14 protein-coding genes are annotated in these 14,725 nt (G+C 48.4%); all 14 read right to left on the bottom strand.

From position 1 onward, the window contains the following. Positions 1-12: 12 nt before the first annotated feature. The 14 genes from KI362_RS07920 to dprA all read right to left on the bottom strand — a co-directional run bounded on the left by KI362_RS07920 (position 13) and on the right by dprA (position 14,616). Positions 13-969, bottom strand: coding sequence for a MotE family protein (locus KI362_RS07920; RefSeq protein ID WP_301626208.1), 957 nt, complete (start codon positions 967-969; stop codon positions 13-15). A gap of 45 nt (positions 970-1,014) precedes the next feature. Beyond that, positions 1,015-1,458 (bottom strand): flagellar export protein FliJ, encoded by a 444-nt coding sequence (fliJ, locus tag KI362_RS07915; RefSeq protein ID WP_044478352.1) that lies wholly within the window; start codon positions 1,456-1,458, stop codon positions 1,015-1,017. A gap of 10 nt (positions 1,459-1,468) precedes the next feature. Then, positions 1,469-2,791 carry a flagellar protein export ATPase FliI gene (fliI, locus tag KI362_RS07910; RefSeq protein ID WP_301626207.1) on the bottom strand — a complete coding sequence of 441 codons (1,323 nt, stop codon included), beginning with the start codon at positions 2,789-2,791 and terminating at the stop codon, positions 1,469-1,471. Next, a complete protein-coding gene (locus KI362_RS07905) occupies positions 2,769-3,635 on the bottom strand; it encodes a FliH/SctL family protein (protein WP_301626206.1) in 867 nt (288 codons plus the stop codon). Before KI362_RS07905 ends, fliI begins: the two co-directional genes overlap by 23 nt. Continuing rightward, positions 3,628-4,623, bottom strand: coding sequence for a flagellar motor switch protein FliG (gene fliG, locus KI362_RS07900; RefSeq protein ID WP_101781124.1), 996 nt, complete (start codon positions 4,621-4,623; stop codon positions 3,628-3,630). The genes KI362_RS07905 and fliG overlap by 8 nt, the downstream gene beginning before the upstream one ends. 32 nt (positions 4,624-4,655) lie before the next feature. After that, entirely contained in the window at positions 4,656-6,251 is a 1,596-nt protein-coding gene (gene fliF, locus KI362_RS07895; protein ID WP_301626205.1) for a flagellar basal-body MS-ring/collar protein FliF, read from the bottom strand. 34 nt (positions 6,252-6,285) lie between these two features. Beyond that, positions 6,286-6,597: a flagellar hook-basal body complex protein FliE gene (fliE, locus tag KI362_RS07890; protein ID WP_374705633.1), complete on the bottom strand. Its 312-nt coding sequence runs from the start codon at positions 6,595-6,597 to the stop codon at positions 6,286-6,288. A 38-nt stretch (positions 6,598-6,635) separates the two neighbouring features. Beyond that, positions 6,636-7,091 carry a flagellar basal body rod protein FlgC gene (gene flgC, locus KI362_RS07885; RefSeq protein WP_044478346.1) on the bottom strand — a complete coding sequence of 152 codons (456 nt, stop codon included), beginning with the start codon at positions 7,089-7,091 and terminating at the stop codon, positions 6,636-6,638. Positions 7,092-7,097: 6 nt separating this feature from the next. Further along, positions 7,098-7,505 (bottom strand): flagellar basal body rod protein FlgB, encoded by a 408-nt coding sequence (gene flgB, locus KI362_RS07880; protein WP_044478345.1) that lies wholly within the window; start codon positions 7,503-7,505, stop codon positions 7,098-7,100. A gap of 372 nt (positions 7,506-7,877) precedes the next feature. Continuing rightward, a complete protein-coding gene (hslU, locus tag KI362_RS07875; RefSeq protein WP_301626203.1) occupies positions 7,878-9,281 on the bottom strand; it encodes an ATP-dependent protease ATPase subunit HslU in 1,404 nt (467 codons plus the stop codon). Positions 9,282-9,297: 16 nt separating this feature from the next. Continuing rightward, positions 9,298-9,837 carry an ATP-dependent protease subunit HslV gene (hslV, locus tag KI362_RS07870; protein ID WP_301626201.1) on the bottom strand — a complete coding sequence of 180 codons (540 nt, stop codon included), beginning with the start codon at positions 9,835-9,837 and terminating at the stop codon, positions 9,298-9,300. A 121-nt stretch (positions 9,838-9,958) separates the two neighbouring features. Continuing rightward, positions 9,959-11,278, bottom strand: coding sequence for a methylenetetrahydrofolate--tRNA-(uracil(54)-C(5))-methyltransferase (FADH(2)-oxidizing) TrmFO (gene trmFO, locus KI362_RS07865; RefSeq protein ID WP_301626199.1), 1,320 nt, complete (start codon positions 11,276-11,278; stop codon positions 9,959-9,961). A gap of 57 nt (positions 11,279-11,335) precedes the next feature. Beyond that, positions 11,336-13,438: a type I DNA topoisomerase gene (gene topA / locus KI362_RS07860; protein WP_301626197.1), complete on the bottom strand. Its 2,103-nt coding sequence runs from the start codon at positions 13,436-13,438 to the stop codon at positions 11,336-11,338. 89 nt (positions 13,439-13,527) lie between these two features. Further along, positions 13,528-14,616, bottom strand: coding sequence for a DNA-processing protein DprA (gene dprA / locus KI362_RS07855; RefSeq protein WP_301626195.1), 1,089 nt, complete (start codon positions 14,614-14,616; stop codon positions 13,528-13,530). Positions 14,617-14,725 lie beyond the last annotated feature (109 nt).

Here is a 14,725-nt window from a genome sequence, read left to right as displayed (position 1 = left end):
GTCTTCAATGCCTTATTTAGTTACCAGTTGATTCATAATCTTCACGGACAGCTGTTCATCCGCCTTCATCATCTCTTCTAAAATACTTGATCTTGTTGAATCCCCAACTGCCTTAAGAATTCTTAATGCTTTGTCAGGGCTGATTTTGTAAGTCTGGACAATCAGTTTGGCAGCTGATTCAGCCGGTAGTGATGAGAAGGTTTGACTCAACTGAGTATCCGTTAGGCCAGCTGATGCTGCCTGTGAAGCTCCTGCTTCTTCAGCGGCCTCTTTTTTGAGTCTGGACTGCAATGCTGCAATCGCCAAATCCTCAGAAATATTTGCATCCTTAAGCATGATTGAAATATCAGCAGCTTTCTGGGCATCCATTTTCTCAAGAATAGCTGCCTTGCTCTCATTGTTCATCACGCTCAGCATTTGAATGGCTTCCTCGGTGGTCAGCTTGTCAAAGATCGCCGCAGCTTTGCTTGGACTCATTCCCGCATAGAGCTGAGCCAATTTTTTTACTTCCTTTTGATAAGCCGCTTGAGCTTCGCTCTGTTCAGCAGCCGTCTGCTGTTCCTTTTCAGCTTCCAGCTGTTGTTCCAGCTCTTGAGCTTTAGTGGCCTGCTCGGCAGCCTGCTTGTTGGCTTCCGCAAGCTGAGCTTCCTGCTCTGCCACCTGTTCTTTCAGCTGCTTCAATGTTGCTTCAGTGCTTTCCCGCTGCTTTCGCTCTTCCTCTTCCGCATTGACTTCAGTATCATCACTTTCGGCTGAAGCATCCTTAGAAGCAGAATCAGGAATCCAATTTCTTATGATCGGAATTCTCTCCCCGATATCCATCAGCGTTGCACGAAAATTCATATTGAATAAAGCCAGCAGTACGCCAAGCAGCACTACAGTAAAGAGAATCGGTGTCATAAAAAACAAGAATCGCGAAAATCCGCCTACCGATTCCTCAATTTCTTCTTCAAAATCATTTTGAGCCATCTTGATTCCTCCTTCGCAAACCTAATGCATTGGCACTGTCTCCGATTACCGGCCTCTCATGGCAAAGCGGACCGTAGCCATTTCATCCAGTTCGTTCTGTTCCCGAAGAAGGCTCTCATGCTGAAATTTATCCTTGGCCTTTTCTTTCGCCTTGAGCCATACCTTTTCGTCCAGCATTTTCCCGGTCAATACTGTCTTTTTTTGCTCTACCTTTTGTTCTGCACGCTGTACATCTCCGGCTTTACGGAGAATACAATCGTTCAGATGCTCGAGATAGCGTTGAAGCTCTTGCAGCTTGATCATCGAAGCGCTGTTTTCCATTTCGTCCTGAAGAGTAAAATAGATGCGCTTCCGCTCCTCGTTCAGCTGCTCCAGTGAGTACTGTTCCATTTGCAGTTCTCCAACTGCCGCAGACAACATCCACTCAGCCTGCGTCTTTTCATTGGTTTTTAAATCGACGACCTTTTGATAGACGTAACGGAATTTCATGCTCTACTGCTCAGCTCCCACCCGAAAATTCTGATATCAAGCGTACTCGAGATTCCTCAAGAGTAACCTTCTCATTCACTTTCTGTTTGGAAAAGCTATTAATGCTCTGAATTGCATCGATGGCCTCATCAATAGCCGCATTCGAGCCATGCTGATAGGCTCCGATGTTGATCAAATCCTCTGATTCCTTATAGACGGCAAGCAGACGCTTATAATTCTCCGCCGCAGCATTCTGATCGTCAGCTACGATATCCTTCATCACCCGGCTGATGCTGGCCAAGATATCAATCGCCGGAAAGTGTCCCTTGTTCGCTATATTCCGGTTCAGCACGATGTGCCCGTCCAGAATGCCACGCACTGCATCGGCGATCGGCTCGTTCATGTCGTCCCCGTCGACGAGTACGGTATAGAAGGCCGTAATTGAGCCCGTCGGGCCCGTGCCCGCTCGTTCCATCAATTTAGGCAAAGCCGCAAATACAGAAGGCGTATACCCTCTCATCGCAGGCGGTTCGCCAACGGCAAGCCCAACTTCGCGAAGCGCCATCGCATAGCGAGTGACCGAATCCATCATCAGCATGACATCCAGCCCGCGATCGCGGAAATACTCAGCAATTGAAGTAGCGATGAGCGCCCCCTTCATTCGAATAAGCGCTGGCTGATCAGAGGTTGCTACGATTACGACAGAACGTTCAAGACCCTCCGGTCCCAAATCCCGCTCGATAAAGTCGAGCACCTCTCTCCCCCGTTCACCGACCAAAGCAATGACGTTGACATCAGCTGCGGTATTCCGGGCGATCATTCCCATCAGGGTACTCTTCCCGACACCCGAACCGGCAAATATCCCCACGCGTTGACCTTTGCCGATCGTAAGCAATCCGTCAATAGCCCGAACCCCGATACTGATCGGCTCCGCTACTCGCGGTCGTGTCAAAGGATTCATTGGTTTATTTGAAGTCGAGTAGTGCCCCATTCGTGAAGGCAGCAAGGAACCGTCCAAGGGTTGTCCCAATCCATCGAGCACCTTGCCGAGCAATTCAGAACCAACCTGCACAGTTAAAGGCTTCCCGGTTCCAACCACATCACAGCCTGGACCGATAGAGGTTAGCTCGCCTAAGGGCATCAGCAGCACCTTATTATCACGAAAGCCCACGACCTCCGCCTGCAGCGGTTGGGTGGATTTTCCCGGATAGATATAACAGACGTCACCGATACTTGCATCCGGCCCTTCAGATTCAACCATGAGCCCAATTACCTGGGTTACTTTTCCGTTAATTCGCACCGGGTCCACTTGTCTTAGATGCTCAATGTATCTATCTGCCTTCATATTCGCCATCTCCGCTGCTCCATTCATCACTTTGTCTGGATATTCGCAGAAGCTCCTTCTTGATTTCCTTAAGCTGGGTATCAACTTTAGCATCTACGCTGCCGAATGAAGAACGGATTACACAGCCCTTATCGTGCACGGCAGGATCGGGAAGAATTTGCAGTTCTGCCTGTGAATCGATCACCAGGCTTAATTCTTCTCTGGCTGCCTGCACGAATGAAAACTGAGCTGGAGATACACAAAGCGTCAATATGCCTTGTTCTTTTTTACGGGACAAGCTTTTTTTGATCAAATCAATGGTGTAATCCGGATTCATCTCCAGTTGCTTGTCGATTACCTTTTCGGCAATCGCACAGCTAAGTTCGACCAGGAACGGCTCAGCTTCTTGAATAATCTGATCCTTCTCCACATAGGCCTGCTGGAGTACTGCAGAAGCTTCAGCCATTTTTCCGGAGATCTCATCCTGCAGATCCTCCAGCGCACGCTGTTTTCCTTCTTCATAGCCTTCATTGAAGGCTTCGGATTTAACGGCTTCAATTAAATGCTCATCCTGCTCCCGGCGTTCATTCCACCAACGCTCTATCTCTGCCTTCGCCTCTTCCAGCATACGCTCTGCCTGCTCCGACGCGACTCTAATCTGGGTTTCGGCAAAATCCTTGGCATCAGACAACATTTGATTTCTTGCTTCCTCAGCGGCTAAGTCCTGGGCCGAAGGCTGGTCTTCAACTTCTACAGCTTGGTGCTCTTCCTCATCTGATCGCTGCTCCTCAGGGACATCATATGTCCTTGCCAAATTCAGTTGCTTGAGAACCTCAACCGGCACATACTGGGATACTTTGATCAAATTAGACAATGATGTCATCTCCTCCGCCACGGGCAATGATTATCTCACCGGAATCTTCCAGTCTGCGGATCGTAGCCACAATCCGGGTCTGAGCTTCCTCCACATCACGCAGCCGCACAGGCCCCATAAATTCCATTTCTTCCTTGAAGGTATCCGACATCCGCTTGGACATATTGCGGAATACGGCATCTCGGACCTCGTCGCTTGCCACTTTAAGCGCAAGCTGCAAATCGGCATTCTCCACGTCGCGAATAATGCGCTGGATCGAGCGGTTGTCGATATTGACAATATCTTCGAAAACGAACATCCGCTTCTTGATCTCTTCGGCCAATTCCGGATCCTGAATCTCCAGTGAATCGAGAATAGTACGCTCTGTTCCCCGGTCGACGCCGTTGAGGATTTGAACAATCGCCTCGAGCCCGCCAGCAGTGGTGTAATCCTGAGTAACCGTTGCCGAGAGCTTTTGCTCCAGCACACGCTCGACCTGAGAAATCACTTCCGGAGATGTGCTGTCCATCATGGCGATCCTTCTTGCTACCTCAGCTTGTTTTTCCTGAGGGAGCGAAGACAGAATCGCAGCTGCTTGCTCGAATTGCAGATAGGACAAGACTAAAGCAATCGTCTGTTCATTCTCATTCTGAATAAAATTCAGAATCTGGTTTGGATCTGCCTTGCGGGCAAAGTCAAATGGTCGAACTTGAAGCGTCGCAGTAAGGCGGTTAATGATATCAATTGCTTTGGATTGACCAAGCGCCTTCTCCAGAATCTCCTTGGCATAATTGATCCCCCCTTGGGTAATAAATTCCTGAGCCAGACAAATCTGATGGAATTCCGACATGATCATGTCTTTTTCTGCGTTATCCACCTTACGTACATTGGCGATTTCTAAAGTTAGCTGCTCAATCTCATCCTCACGCAAATGCTTAAATATCTGTGCCGATACTTCAGGACCAAGCGTAATAAGTAAAATCGCCGCTTTTTGCTTGCCTGATAACATGGGAGTCGTTGGTTTTGACAATGCGTTCACCTCTATTCGTCAGCCAGCCAGGTACGAAGCAAATTGACGAATTCGTCCGGCTTTTTCTTGGCCAGCGTCTCTAGCTGTTTGCGCACCTGATTTTCGTTTGTAACAGTATCCAGATTAATCGACGGGAATTCCGGAGTAAGCGGCACAGGAATTTCCTCTTCAATCTCTTCGGGCTGCTGTTTGCGTCCGCGGCGTACCAGTACGAACACAACTCCGGCAATGGCAAGCAAAGCCGCCGCAAGAGCTCCCCATACAAGCGGGCTTGAAAGACTAAGTCCGGAAGATCCCGCCTCATCCTTATAAAAAGCTTGGGACAACACCGAAACTTTTTTAAGCAGTTCATCGTCTGTATAAGTACTACCAGAATCCGCTAAGTAGGAACCAACAATATTAGCCAGCACATTTTCGATATCCGCTTTTGTAGTAGGATCTAAAGTTTCTTGTCCGTTTGGTGGTTCAACAGCAACATTTATGGTTAAATCTTTAATGACGTATGGACTTGCGACGATATCCTTGGTGATTCTATTGACATCGTAGTTAATTATGGAGGAGGATTCCTCTGATGAAGTTGTGGCACCGTTATTGTCAGCGGCCGGATAATTAGCTACATCCGTTTCGCCCGTTCCGGCTACGCCGCTGTTTGGTGTGCCTTGACCGGTATAGCTCTTTTGAATTCGTTCAGCGCTGATTTCGATCCCCCTCATGTTTTCCGTGTCCACCGGGGTTACTAGGTTTTCCCTTTGACTAATTTGATCAAAATTCAGCTTGGAATTAACGAGAACCTCGACTTTTTCCTGACCCATCAACCGGGACAGAAACTGTTTGACGCTCTGCCTCACATCGCTCTCGAACTTCTTCTGCAGCGTCAGGTTTTCTTGCACTGCCGAGGTCAATGAGCCAATTTGCCCCTTACCCTCTCCTGTCGGCAACAAGATAGAGTCATCACTAGAGGAAAGCGAAATATTTTCAATCGGCAGATTGGGTACAGAGGTCTTAACTAAGTTGAAGTATCCGTCCACCGCTTCCTGATCCGGACGATAGCCGGATTTGAAGGTTACTACTACTGATGCTGTAGCCTTTTCCTTTTCATTAAGACTGGCAAATACATTTTCTGCCGGAAGATTAATTAATACTTTGGCGTCCTGGATGCCTTGCATTCGTTTAAGCAATTGCTCAATTTCACCGTTTAAAGCACTTTTATATTTGACGTTAAACTCATTATCCGTCATGCCAATCAGCGAAGATCCTTCATTAAAGGCTTCCCAACCAATCGAGCCGTTCTGAACAATCCCTTGAGAGCCTACCCCAATCTTCACCCTGGAAGCATCTTTACTAGGTACTGATATGCTAGTTCCGTCAGTGCCCAGTTGAAATGGGATCCCGCCGCTTTCAAGATATTCAATAATCCCGGCAGCATCCGTTGAATCGAGATTGGTAAAGGCTACCTCATACTCCGTCTTCGAGAATTGGATGGTAAGCAGTATGATCGCCAGCAAAATGATTCCAACTGTGGAAAACAGCATAATTTTCTGTTTATTACTGAATCGGTTCCAGAATTCGGTAACTTTCGTCCGATACTGGGCTATTCTTTCATTCACAATGTCACCCCATCACAAGCGTCCTGAAAATTCGTTAAATTTGCGTACGCATTATTTCTTGATAAGCCTCTATGACCTTATTTCTCACTTGCGTAGTCAACTGCAAACTTAACATTGCTTGTTCTGAAGCAATCATGACTTCATCAGCACTGACCTGTCCAAGTAAGAACTTATTGTTCATTACCTGTACATTTTTTTCCTGTGCTGCGACACTATCCAATGCATCTGACAGATAAGCTCCGAAGTTTCTCATGCTTTCTGCTGGAGTCTGAGATACCGTCTTTCCTGAGGTGCTTCCAACCGGACTCACACTATTTAAAGCATTTAAGTCAATCCCTTGAATCAACTTACACCACTCCCGTCTCTATAGGTTTCGATTAACCATTACTTGCCAATCTGTAATGCTTTGGTGATCATAGCCTTACTGGCATTTAGCGCTGTGACGTTAGCTTCATAAGACCTGGAAGCTGAAATGACATCTACCATTTCCTTCAAAATATCAACATTAGGCATGTATACATACCCTTCACTGTCCGCATCCGGATGCGTAGGGTTATAAACCGGTTTGAAGTCAGATGCGTCCTCTTTAATGGCAGTGACCTTGACTCCGCGGCTTGATGTCTGGCTGCTTCCAATCGCTTGATTCAGGGTTTCACTAAAGCTGCCGGTGTTCAATGGGGACATCACTACTACCTTCCGTCGGTAGGGTACTGCTTTGCCGTCCACCACTGCTGCTCTGGTTGTCTCGGCATTGGCAATATTGGAGGATACTACGTCCATGCGGAGCCTTTGGGCAGTAAGCGCTGAGGCACTTATACTAAAACTGTTGCTGATATTCATGTCTCACTATCTCCCTTCCACTGCGACTCGTTTCATTTTAATCTGGTAATTGACCTGTTCCACATACGCGTTATAACGCAACTGGTTTTCCGCGAGTTGGGTCATTTCACTGTCGATGTCCACATTATTTAAGTTATTATTCATCGAAGTTGATTGGTCGATTGTGACTGTCGGTCTAACATTTTGGGTCGATTTTCCTATTTCCATGTGTTTTTCGTTTGTACGGCGCCCGACTAATGAGGGAGTCATGCTGTCCATTTCCGATTTCAGTAAATTTTCAAATGATACGCTTGACCGTTTGTAATATGGCGTATCCCCATTCGCTATGTTGCCGACGAGCACCTCTTGTCTGAGATTAGCCGCCTGCAGCGCGGTTTCAAGCTTTTGGAACCCGATGCCGTTTAACAGTTGCATGCTGCTGCCTCCTCGAAACTACTAACTTCCACTTTTTTCTGAAAATCTTCCTTGCTCTAACTTCCACAAAGCTTCACAAATCCCTCTTTTTTTCGACAAATAATTACAACAACTTCGTCTTTCGAATGTCCTACTTTTGAAAAAACTAGGAGAATGTCATATATCCTAAGTTTCGTGTAGAATCGACATATTTACAATATGAAAAAAGCCCTATCTTTCATGATTTTGATGATAAAATAGGCACAATTTGTATTTTTTTGCAATTTTGACGAGGAGTCCCGGTTAAATTCTGCTAAAATCCCGCGTAAACGACAAAAGGCCACAAGACCCGCAAAAATTGGGTCCTATGGCCTTATATTAACAATTCTTATACTATAAAATGTATTGGCTTAAATCACGATCCTTGGCTATATCGCCCAATTTCTCCCGAACATACTCCGGTGTAATGACCATCCGCTCCAAAGTTAGTTCCGGGGCCTCGAAAGATAGATCCTCAAGCAACTTCTCCAAGATTGTATGCAAACGACGCGCTCCGATATTCTCATTATTGGCATTGACAGTGGCTGCAATTGAAGCAATCTCCCGAATCGAGTCCGAAGAGAATTCGATCTCAATATTCTCTGTCCGAAGGAGCTCAGTGTATTGCTTAGTGAGCGCGTTCTTCGGCTCAGTCAAAATGGAGACGAAATCATCGAGCGACAGACTGCTAAGCTCGACCCGGATCGGGAAGCGTCCTTGAAGCTCGGGAATTAAGTCGGAAGGCTTCGCAATATGAAAGGCGCCAGCTGCAATAAAGAGGATATAGTCTGTTTTCACTGGACCATACTTTGTCATAACCGTAGAGCCTTCCACGATCGGAAGGATATCCCGCTGTACCCCCTCGCGGGAGACATCAGGACCCGAGCCTTGCCCTTTGCTGGCCACCTTGTCAATTTCATCGATAAAAATAATGCCGGACTGCTCTGCACGCTCCACCGCTTCCTGGATCAGGTCATCCTGATCAATCAGCTTGGCGGCCTCTTCCTGTGTCAACACCTTGCGCGCTTCCTTTACCGAGAGCTTGCGCTTCTTTGTGCGCTTTGGCAAAATATTGCCGAACATCTCCTGCATATTCATTCCCATCTGATCGTTGCCTTGCCCCGCAAACATATCCATCATCGTAGGGGCATGATCCTCAACCTCAATCTCGACAATATCGTTCTCGAGCTGTCCGGACAATAATTTGAACCGGATCTGCCGGCGGCTCTCCGTTACCTGACTGTCTTCCTCCTCCTTGCCTTCCGCCGGAGCATTGCTGTCATTTTGATTACCAAACAGCATTTCAAAAGGATTGCGGTTGCTTTTAGACTTATTCCCGGATGGAACTAGAATTTGAACCAGGCGTTCATTCGCCAGCTCCTCCGCCCGATCCTTCACCTTCTCCGTCCGCTCCAGCTTGACCGTGCGAATCGCGCCCTCAACCAGATCACGCACCATGGACTCTACATCACGTCCGACATATCCGACTTCTGTAAATTTGGTAGCTTCCACCTTCACAAAAGGCGCTCCCACCAGCTTCGCGAGCCTGCGGGCAATTTCCGTTTTCCCCACACCTGTAGGACCAATCATCAATATATTTTTAGGCACAATTTCGTCTTGAACCTCATCGCTGAGCAAACTGCGGCGATAACGGTTCCGCAGTGCAACAGCAACCGATTTCTTCGCCTGCTTCTGTCCTACAATATACTTGTCGAGCTCAGCAACGATCTGTCTGGGCGTCAAATTAGCGTTCTGCATTGCAGCATCCCTCCGGTCACAGTTCTTCAACAATAATGTTGCTGTTCGTATACACACAAATTTCAGAAGCCACTTTGAGTGCTTCATAAGCAATCTCTTTAGCTTCCATCTGGGTATGCCGTTTCAAGGCTCTGGCAGCCGACAGTGCAAAATTGCCGCCGGATCCGATAGCCAGCACTTCATCATCAGGCTCAATAATTTCTCCGCCTCCCGAAATGAGCAGCATTCCCGAACGATCCATAACGATCATCAATGCCTCCAGCTTACGAAGCACCCGGTCCTGCCGCCAATCCTTGGCTAACTCAACTGCTGCACGCTGCAGATTGCCGTGATGCTCCTCCAGCTTAGCCTCAAATTTCTCGAATAAGGTGATTGCATCTGCAACAGAACCTGCAAATCCTGCTATAACCTGTCCCCGATATAATCTGCGAACCTTCTTGGCTGTCTGCTTCATGACAACACTCTCTCCGAAGGTCACCTGTCCATCCCCCGCAATGGCACATTTGCCATTCTGACGCAAAGCACAGATTGTCGTGGCATGAAAACTAGGAATCATCGTACCGCTTCCTTCCCTTTTGATTAGCTCGCTGAGTTACCGTATATTATAGAGGTTATTCAAAAAGTCATCTTTTGATCACGAAGTATTTCAAGTGGTTGATTCGACATCGAATCTTGCGTTATAGTCCCTTTTCACCGATAAAAGACCTCAGACTGTCAAGAGCCCGATGCGCCAGCGCTTCATTCTTCTCCGCCTTCTTCCGGTATCTGGTATCGAGCTTCGGGAACAGACCGAAATTCGCATTCATGGGTTGAAAATGCTCAATATCCGCATTGGTAACATATCTCGCCATGCTTCCAAGCGCCGTATCTTCCGGGAATACAATTCCTTCCCGTTCATGATAAGCTTGAACAGCATTAAGCCCTGCGATCAAGCCGGAAGCAGCAGACTCTACATATCCTTCCACACCGGTCATTTGTCCAGCAAAGAATAAAGTCGGGCGTTCCTTGAGCTGGTAAGTCGGAGACAGCAGCCTTGGAGAATTGATAAAGGTATTCCGGTGCATGACCCCGTACCGGACAAATTCGGCATTTTCAAGTCCGGGAATCATTGAAAATACCCGCTTTTGTTCTCCCCACTTCAAATGAGTCTGGAAGCCAACCAAATTGTACAAGGTTCCCGCAGCATTATCCTGGCGCAATTGCACCACCGCATGAGGAAGTGTTCCGGTATGCGGATTGACCAGGCCAACCGGCTTCATCGGTCCGAACAGGGCTGTCTGCTTGCCGCGCCGCATCATAATCTCGATCGGCATGCAGCCCTCAAAATAAATCTCTTTCTCAAATTCCTTGAGCTGAGCAACCTCGGCCGTAATCAGCGCCTCGTAAAAGGCATCGAACTCCTCCTCGCTCATCGGGCAGTTCAGATAAGCCGCTTCCCCCTTATCATAGCGAGAAGCCAGGTACACTTTACTCATATCGATGGAATCCTTCTCCACAATCGGGGCAGCCGCATCATAGAAATAAAAATAATCCTCACCCGTTAAGTTGCGGATTTGCTCCGATAATGCCGGAGACGTCAGCGGTCCCGTGGCAATAACTACAATTCCATCCTCCGGAATTCGGGTGATTTCTTCATTTACAACCTCTACGAGCGGGTGCTCATGAAGAGAAGCGGTGATCTCACCGGAGAATCCGTCACGGTCGACAGCCAGTGCCCCTCCGGCAGGCACCGCATTGCGGTCAGCCGAACCGAGGACCAGAGAATTCAACATTCTCATCTCTTCCTTCAGCACACCCACCGCATTGGTAAGCCCGTTAGCCCGCAGCGAATTGCTGCATACGAGCTCGGCAAATTTATCTGTATGATGGGCCGGCGTCTTTACGACCGGCCGCATCTCATATAACTTCACCGGAACGCCCCGGCTGGCAAGCTGCCATGCAGCTTCACTGCCAGCCAGACCCGCTCCGATGACGGTTACCTTTTTCGTGTCTGTCAATGTCTTATCCTCCCGGATCTTGCTGTAATCTTCAAGTAGAGTTGATAAGGTTATCACTCAATCATCAATGCTATCGTCATCCTGATCCTCGATCTGCTCCGTAAAGTCGCAGGCCGTACATTGCAGCTTCCCACCCTGCTTGTTGCGCTTCTCGACCAGCAAGGAGCCGCAATTAGGACAAGGCTTCGGAGAGGGCTTATCCCATGACACAAAGTCGCACTCAGGGTATCTGTCGCAGCCATAAAAGATCCTGCCCTTTTTACTGCGGCGTTCAACCACATGACCTTCCTTGCACTTTGGACAGGTCACGCCAATATCCTTGATGATCGGCTTCGTATTCCGGCAATCCGGAAATCCGGAGCATGCCAGGAATTTCCCGAAGCGGCCGAGTTTATAGACCATAGGCTTGCCGCACTTCTCACATATTTCGTCAGAGACCTCATCTTCAATCTCGATCTCCTTCATTTCTTCCTCAGCCACCTCAAGACGCTGCTCAAAGGTCTTGTAGAACTCTCCCAGGACTCGAACCCAGTCCTCCGAGCCTTCTTCTACATGGTCGAGGTCGCCTTCCATATGAGCGGTAAATTCTACATCCAGGATTTCCGGGAAGTATTGTTCCATTTGCTCATTTATCAGTTCTCCAAGCTCAGTAGGGACAAACTTCTTCTCCTCGATCGCTACATAGCCTCGCTTCTGGATGGTTTCAAGCGTTGGCGCGTACGTACTCGGACGTCCAATTCCCAGCTCCTCCAGCGTCTTCACCAGTCTGGCCTCGGTATATCTTGGAGGAGGCTGTGTAAAATGCTGCTTTGGCTCGATCTCGTGGATCTCCAGCGCATCCCCTGTCTGCATCGGAGGAAGAAACTTATCATCCTCGGTAGTTCCATCGTCATTTCCTTCTACGTATACCTTCATAAATCCATGGAACCGAATTTTTGAACCAACTGCACGGAATACCGATTCACCGGCTGCAATATCAACAGACATCGTATCCAGCACTGCCGAAGCCATCTGGCTCGCCATAAAGCGTTCCCAGATCAGCTTGTATAACCTGTATTGATCACGGCTTGTAAATGCCTTCACCGAATCCGGATCCCGAAGCGCCGAGGTTGGACGGATGGCTTCATGCGCATCCTGTGAACCAGCTGCTTTCTTCGAGTATTGACGCGGTGATTCAGGCACATAACTCTCGCCATATTTGGCTTGAATATAATCTTTGGCTTCCTCTTGAGCGGAAGCAGCAATCCGCGTGGAATCTGTACGCATATAGGTAATCAGACCGACGGTGCCTTCCTTGCCCAAGTCGACCCCTTCATATAACTGCTGAGCAACAGACATCGTCTTCGCGGCACGGAAGTTCAGTTTCCGGGCTGCCTCCTGCTGCAGGGAGCTCGTTGTAAATGGAGCTGCCGGATGACGCAAGCGCTCCTTCTCCTTCACCTCTGCGACGGAAAAATTTGCTCCTTCGATCCCCTGCAGAATGGTCTGAACCTGCTGCTCATTGGTAAGCTCCAGCTTTTCTCCTTTATATTGATAGAACTTGGCCTCAAAAGGAGTTCCCTTTGTCGTCAGGCGAGCCGTAATGCTCCAGTATTCTTCGGGCACAAACGCCGAAATTTCGTTCTCCCGGTCCAGAATGATCTTGACGGCAACCGATTGAACACGGCCTGCAGACAAGCCCTTCTTTACCTTTTTCCACAGCAGCGGACTGATCTTGTAACCGACAAGGCGGTCGAGAATCCGTCTGGCCTGTTGGGCATTAACGAGGTCCATATTGATTTTACGCGGGGTTTTGAATGCATCCTTTACAGCTTGCTTCGTAATTTCATTAAATACGACCCGGCAGCTTTCCGTCTGGTCCAGATCCAGTACATGAGCCAAGTGCCAAGCGATTGCTTCACCTTCACGATCGGGGTCAGCCGCCAGATAAATTTTCTTTACCTTTTTACTGGCATCCTTTAACTCTTTTAATACAGAACCCTTTCCGCGGATCGTAATATACTTCGGACTGAAGTCATTCTCTACTTCAACCCCAATTTGGCTTTTGGGCAAATCGCGAACATGTCCCATTGAGGCTTTCACGATGTATTTGCTCCCTAAGTATTTGCCAATCGTTTTCGCCTTGGCAGGCGACTCCACGATGACGAGTGAATCCGCCACAGGTTCATCCTCCTCTCAGACATTACAACACTTGAATAAAATACGCAGTATATAGTCACTTGTACAAGCCACTCTCAGTTAGGAATGGACTATATAATCTTATAAACAGAACCAGGTAATTGAACTACCGCTTTTTTCATGATTAAAGATAACAGAACTGAATGTAAATGTCCAAACTCCCACATGGTCTGTTCCCTTAGCCTGTCAAAAGTAAAGTCCTCCTGCTCCAGCATATGGTATATTTTGCGCTCCTCATTTGTCAACTCGTTTATTGTAAGGAGGGGGCGGCTTTTCGTACCGCGGCCCTTTAATTCCTGCTCATATTCCTCTAGAATATCGGAGGGCTCGGTCACTATTTTCGCTCCTTGCTTGAGAAGCCCCAGCGTCCCCCTGCTTTTGGGCGAAGTAATCGGTCCCGGCACCGCGAACACATCCCTGCCCGCCTCCAGCGCCTGATCCGCAGTAATTAGGGATCCGCTTCGAGCATCGGCTTCCACGACTACCGCCCCGCGGGAAATACCGGCAATGATCCGGTTGCGCTGGGGGAACAGCCCGGGATGGCTCTTCGTCCCTATGGGGTATTCGGACAGCACCAGACCTCGCTGTGCAATCATCCGGTATAGCCCGCTGTGCTCTGAAGGATAGACCGTGTCAATCGCCGTACCCAGCACCGCAACGGTGGATCCGTTACAGCGAATTGCCGCCTCATGACAAATTCCGTCGATTCCGCGCGCCAGCCCGCTGACAATAACTGCACCTTCATTACACAAGGCTTCCGTAAGATCTTCTGCCACCCTGCGTCCATAGGCGGTCGGGATGCGCGTCCCGATCATTGCAATCGTTACCCTGTTTAAGAGCTCCGGATCGCCGATAGCATACAGAACCCAGGGCGGTTTTGCCGTTTCCTTCATTAATACAGGATATTCGGGATCGAAAATGGTGATCGCCTGAACACCGCTTCTCTCCATCAAGGATAACCTCGTCTCAATCCATGCTTCATCGAACTCATCCGCCAGCCGGAGCGCAAGCTCTGACTCCAGTCCACACTCCATCCAGTCCCCGGCTTGAAAATGGCATGCTTCTGTCCACTGCTTCTCCTTGCGCAGAATACCTTCAATTCGCTTCCACCCTAATCCGGGGCACTCATGCAATCCAATCAGCATATTCCGTCGATCCACGGAAGTCACATCCTTCCCTCAACTTAGCACAACGCAAAAAAAGCAACCCTCATTTCCCGCAGGAATCTGAAGGTTGCTTACCTTTGAACTGATTATATCAAAAGTTGCG

Source organism: Paenibacillus apis (genome assembly GCF_018333295.1).
Taxonomy (GTDB): Bacteria; Bacillota; Bacilli; order Paenibacillales; family Paenibacillaceae; genus Fontibacillus; species Fontibacillus antibioticophila.
This window is presented reverse-complemented; position numbering and strand designations above follow the sequence as displayed.

Excerpts from the sequence above, each read along its gene's own strand:
- hslU (WP_301626203.1), bottom strand. The coding sequence starts at position 9,281 with ATGCAGAACGCTAATTTGACGCCCAGACAGATCGTTGCTGAGCTCGAC.
- flgB (WP_044478345.1), bottom strand. The coding sequence starts at position 7,505 with ATGCAACTGTTAAACGGCATCGGGTTCCAAAAGCTTGAAACCGCGCTG.
- fliG (WP_101781124.1), bottom strand. The coding sequence starts at position 4,623 with ATGTTATCAGGCAAGCAAAAAGCGGCGATTTTACTTATTACGCTTGGT.
- fliI (WP_301626207.1), bottom strand. The coding sequence starts at position 2,791 with ATGGCGAATATGAAGGCAGATAGATACATTGAGCATCTAAGACAAGTG.
- hslV (WP_301626201.1), bottom strand. The coding sequence starts at position 9,837 with ATGATTCCTAGTTTTCATGCCACGACAATCTGTGCTTTGCGTCAGAAT.
- fliJ (WP_044478352.1), bottom strand. The coding sequence starts at position 1,458 with ATGAAATTCCGTTACGTCTATCAAAAGGTCGTCGATTTAAAAACCAAT.
- KI362_RS07920 (WP_301626208.1), bottom strand. The coding sequence starts at position 969 with ATGGCTCAAAATGATTTTGAAGAAGAAATTGAGGAATCGGTAGGCGGA.
- flgC (WP_044478346.1), bottom strand. The coding sequence starts at position 7,091 with ATGAATATCAGCAACAGTTTTAGTATAAGTGCCTCAGCGCTTACTGCC.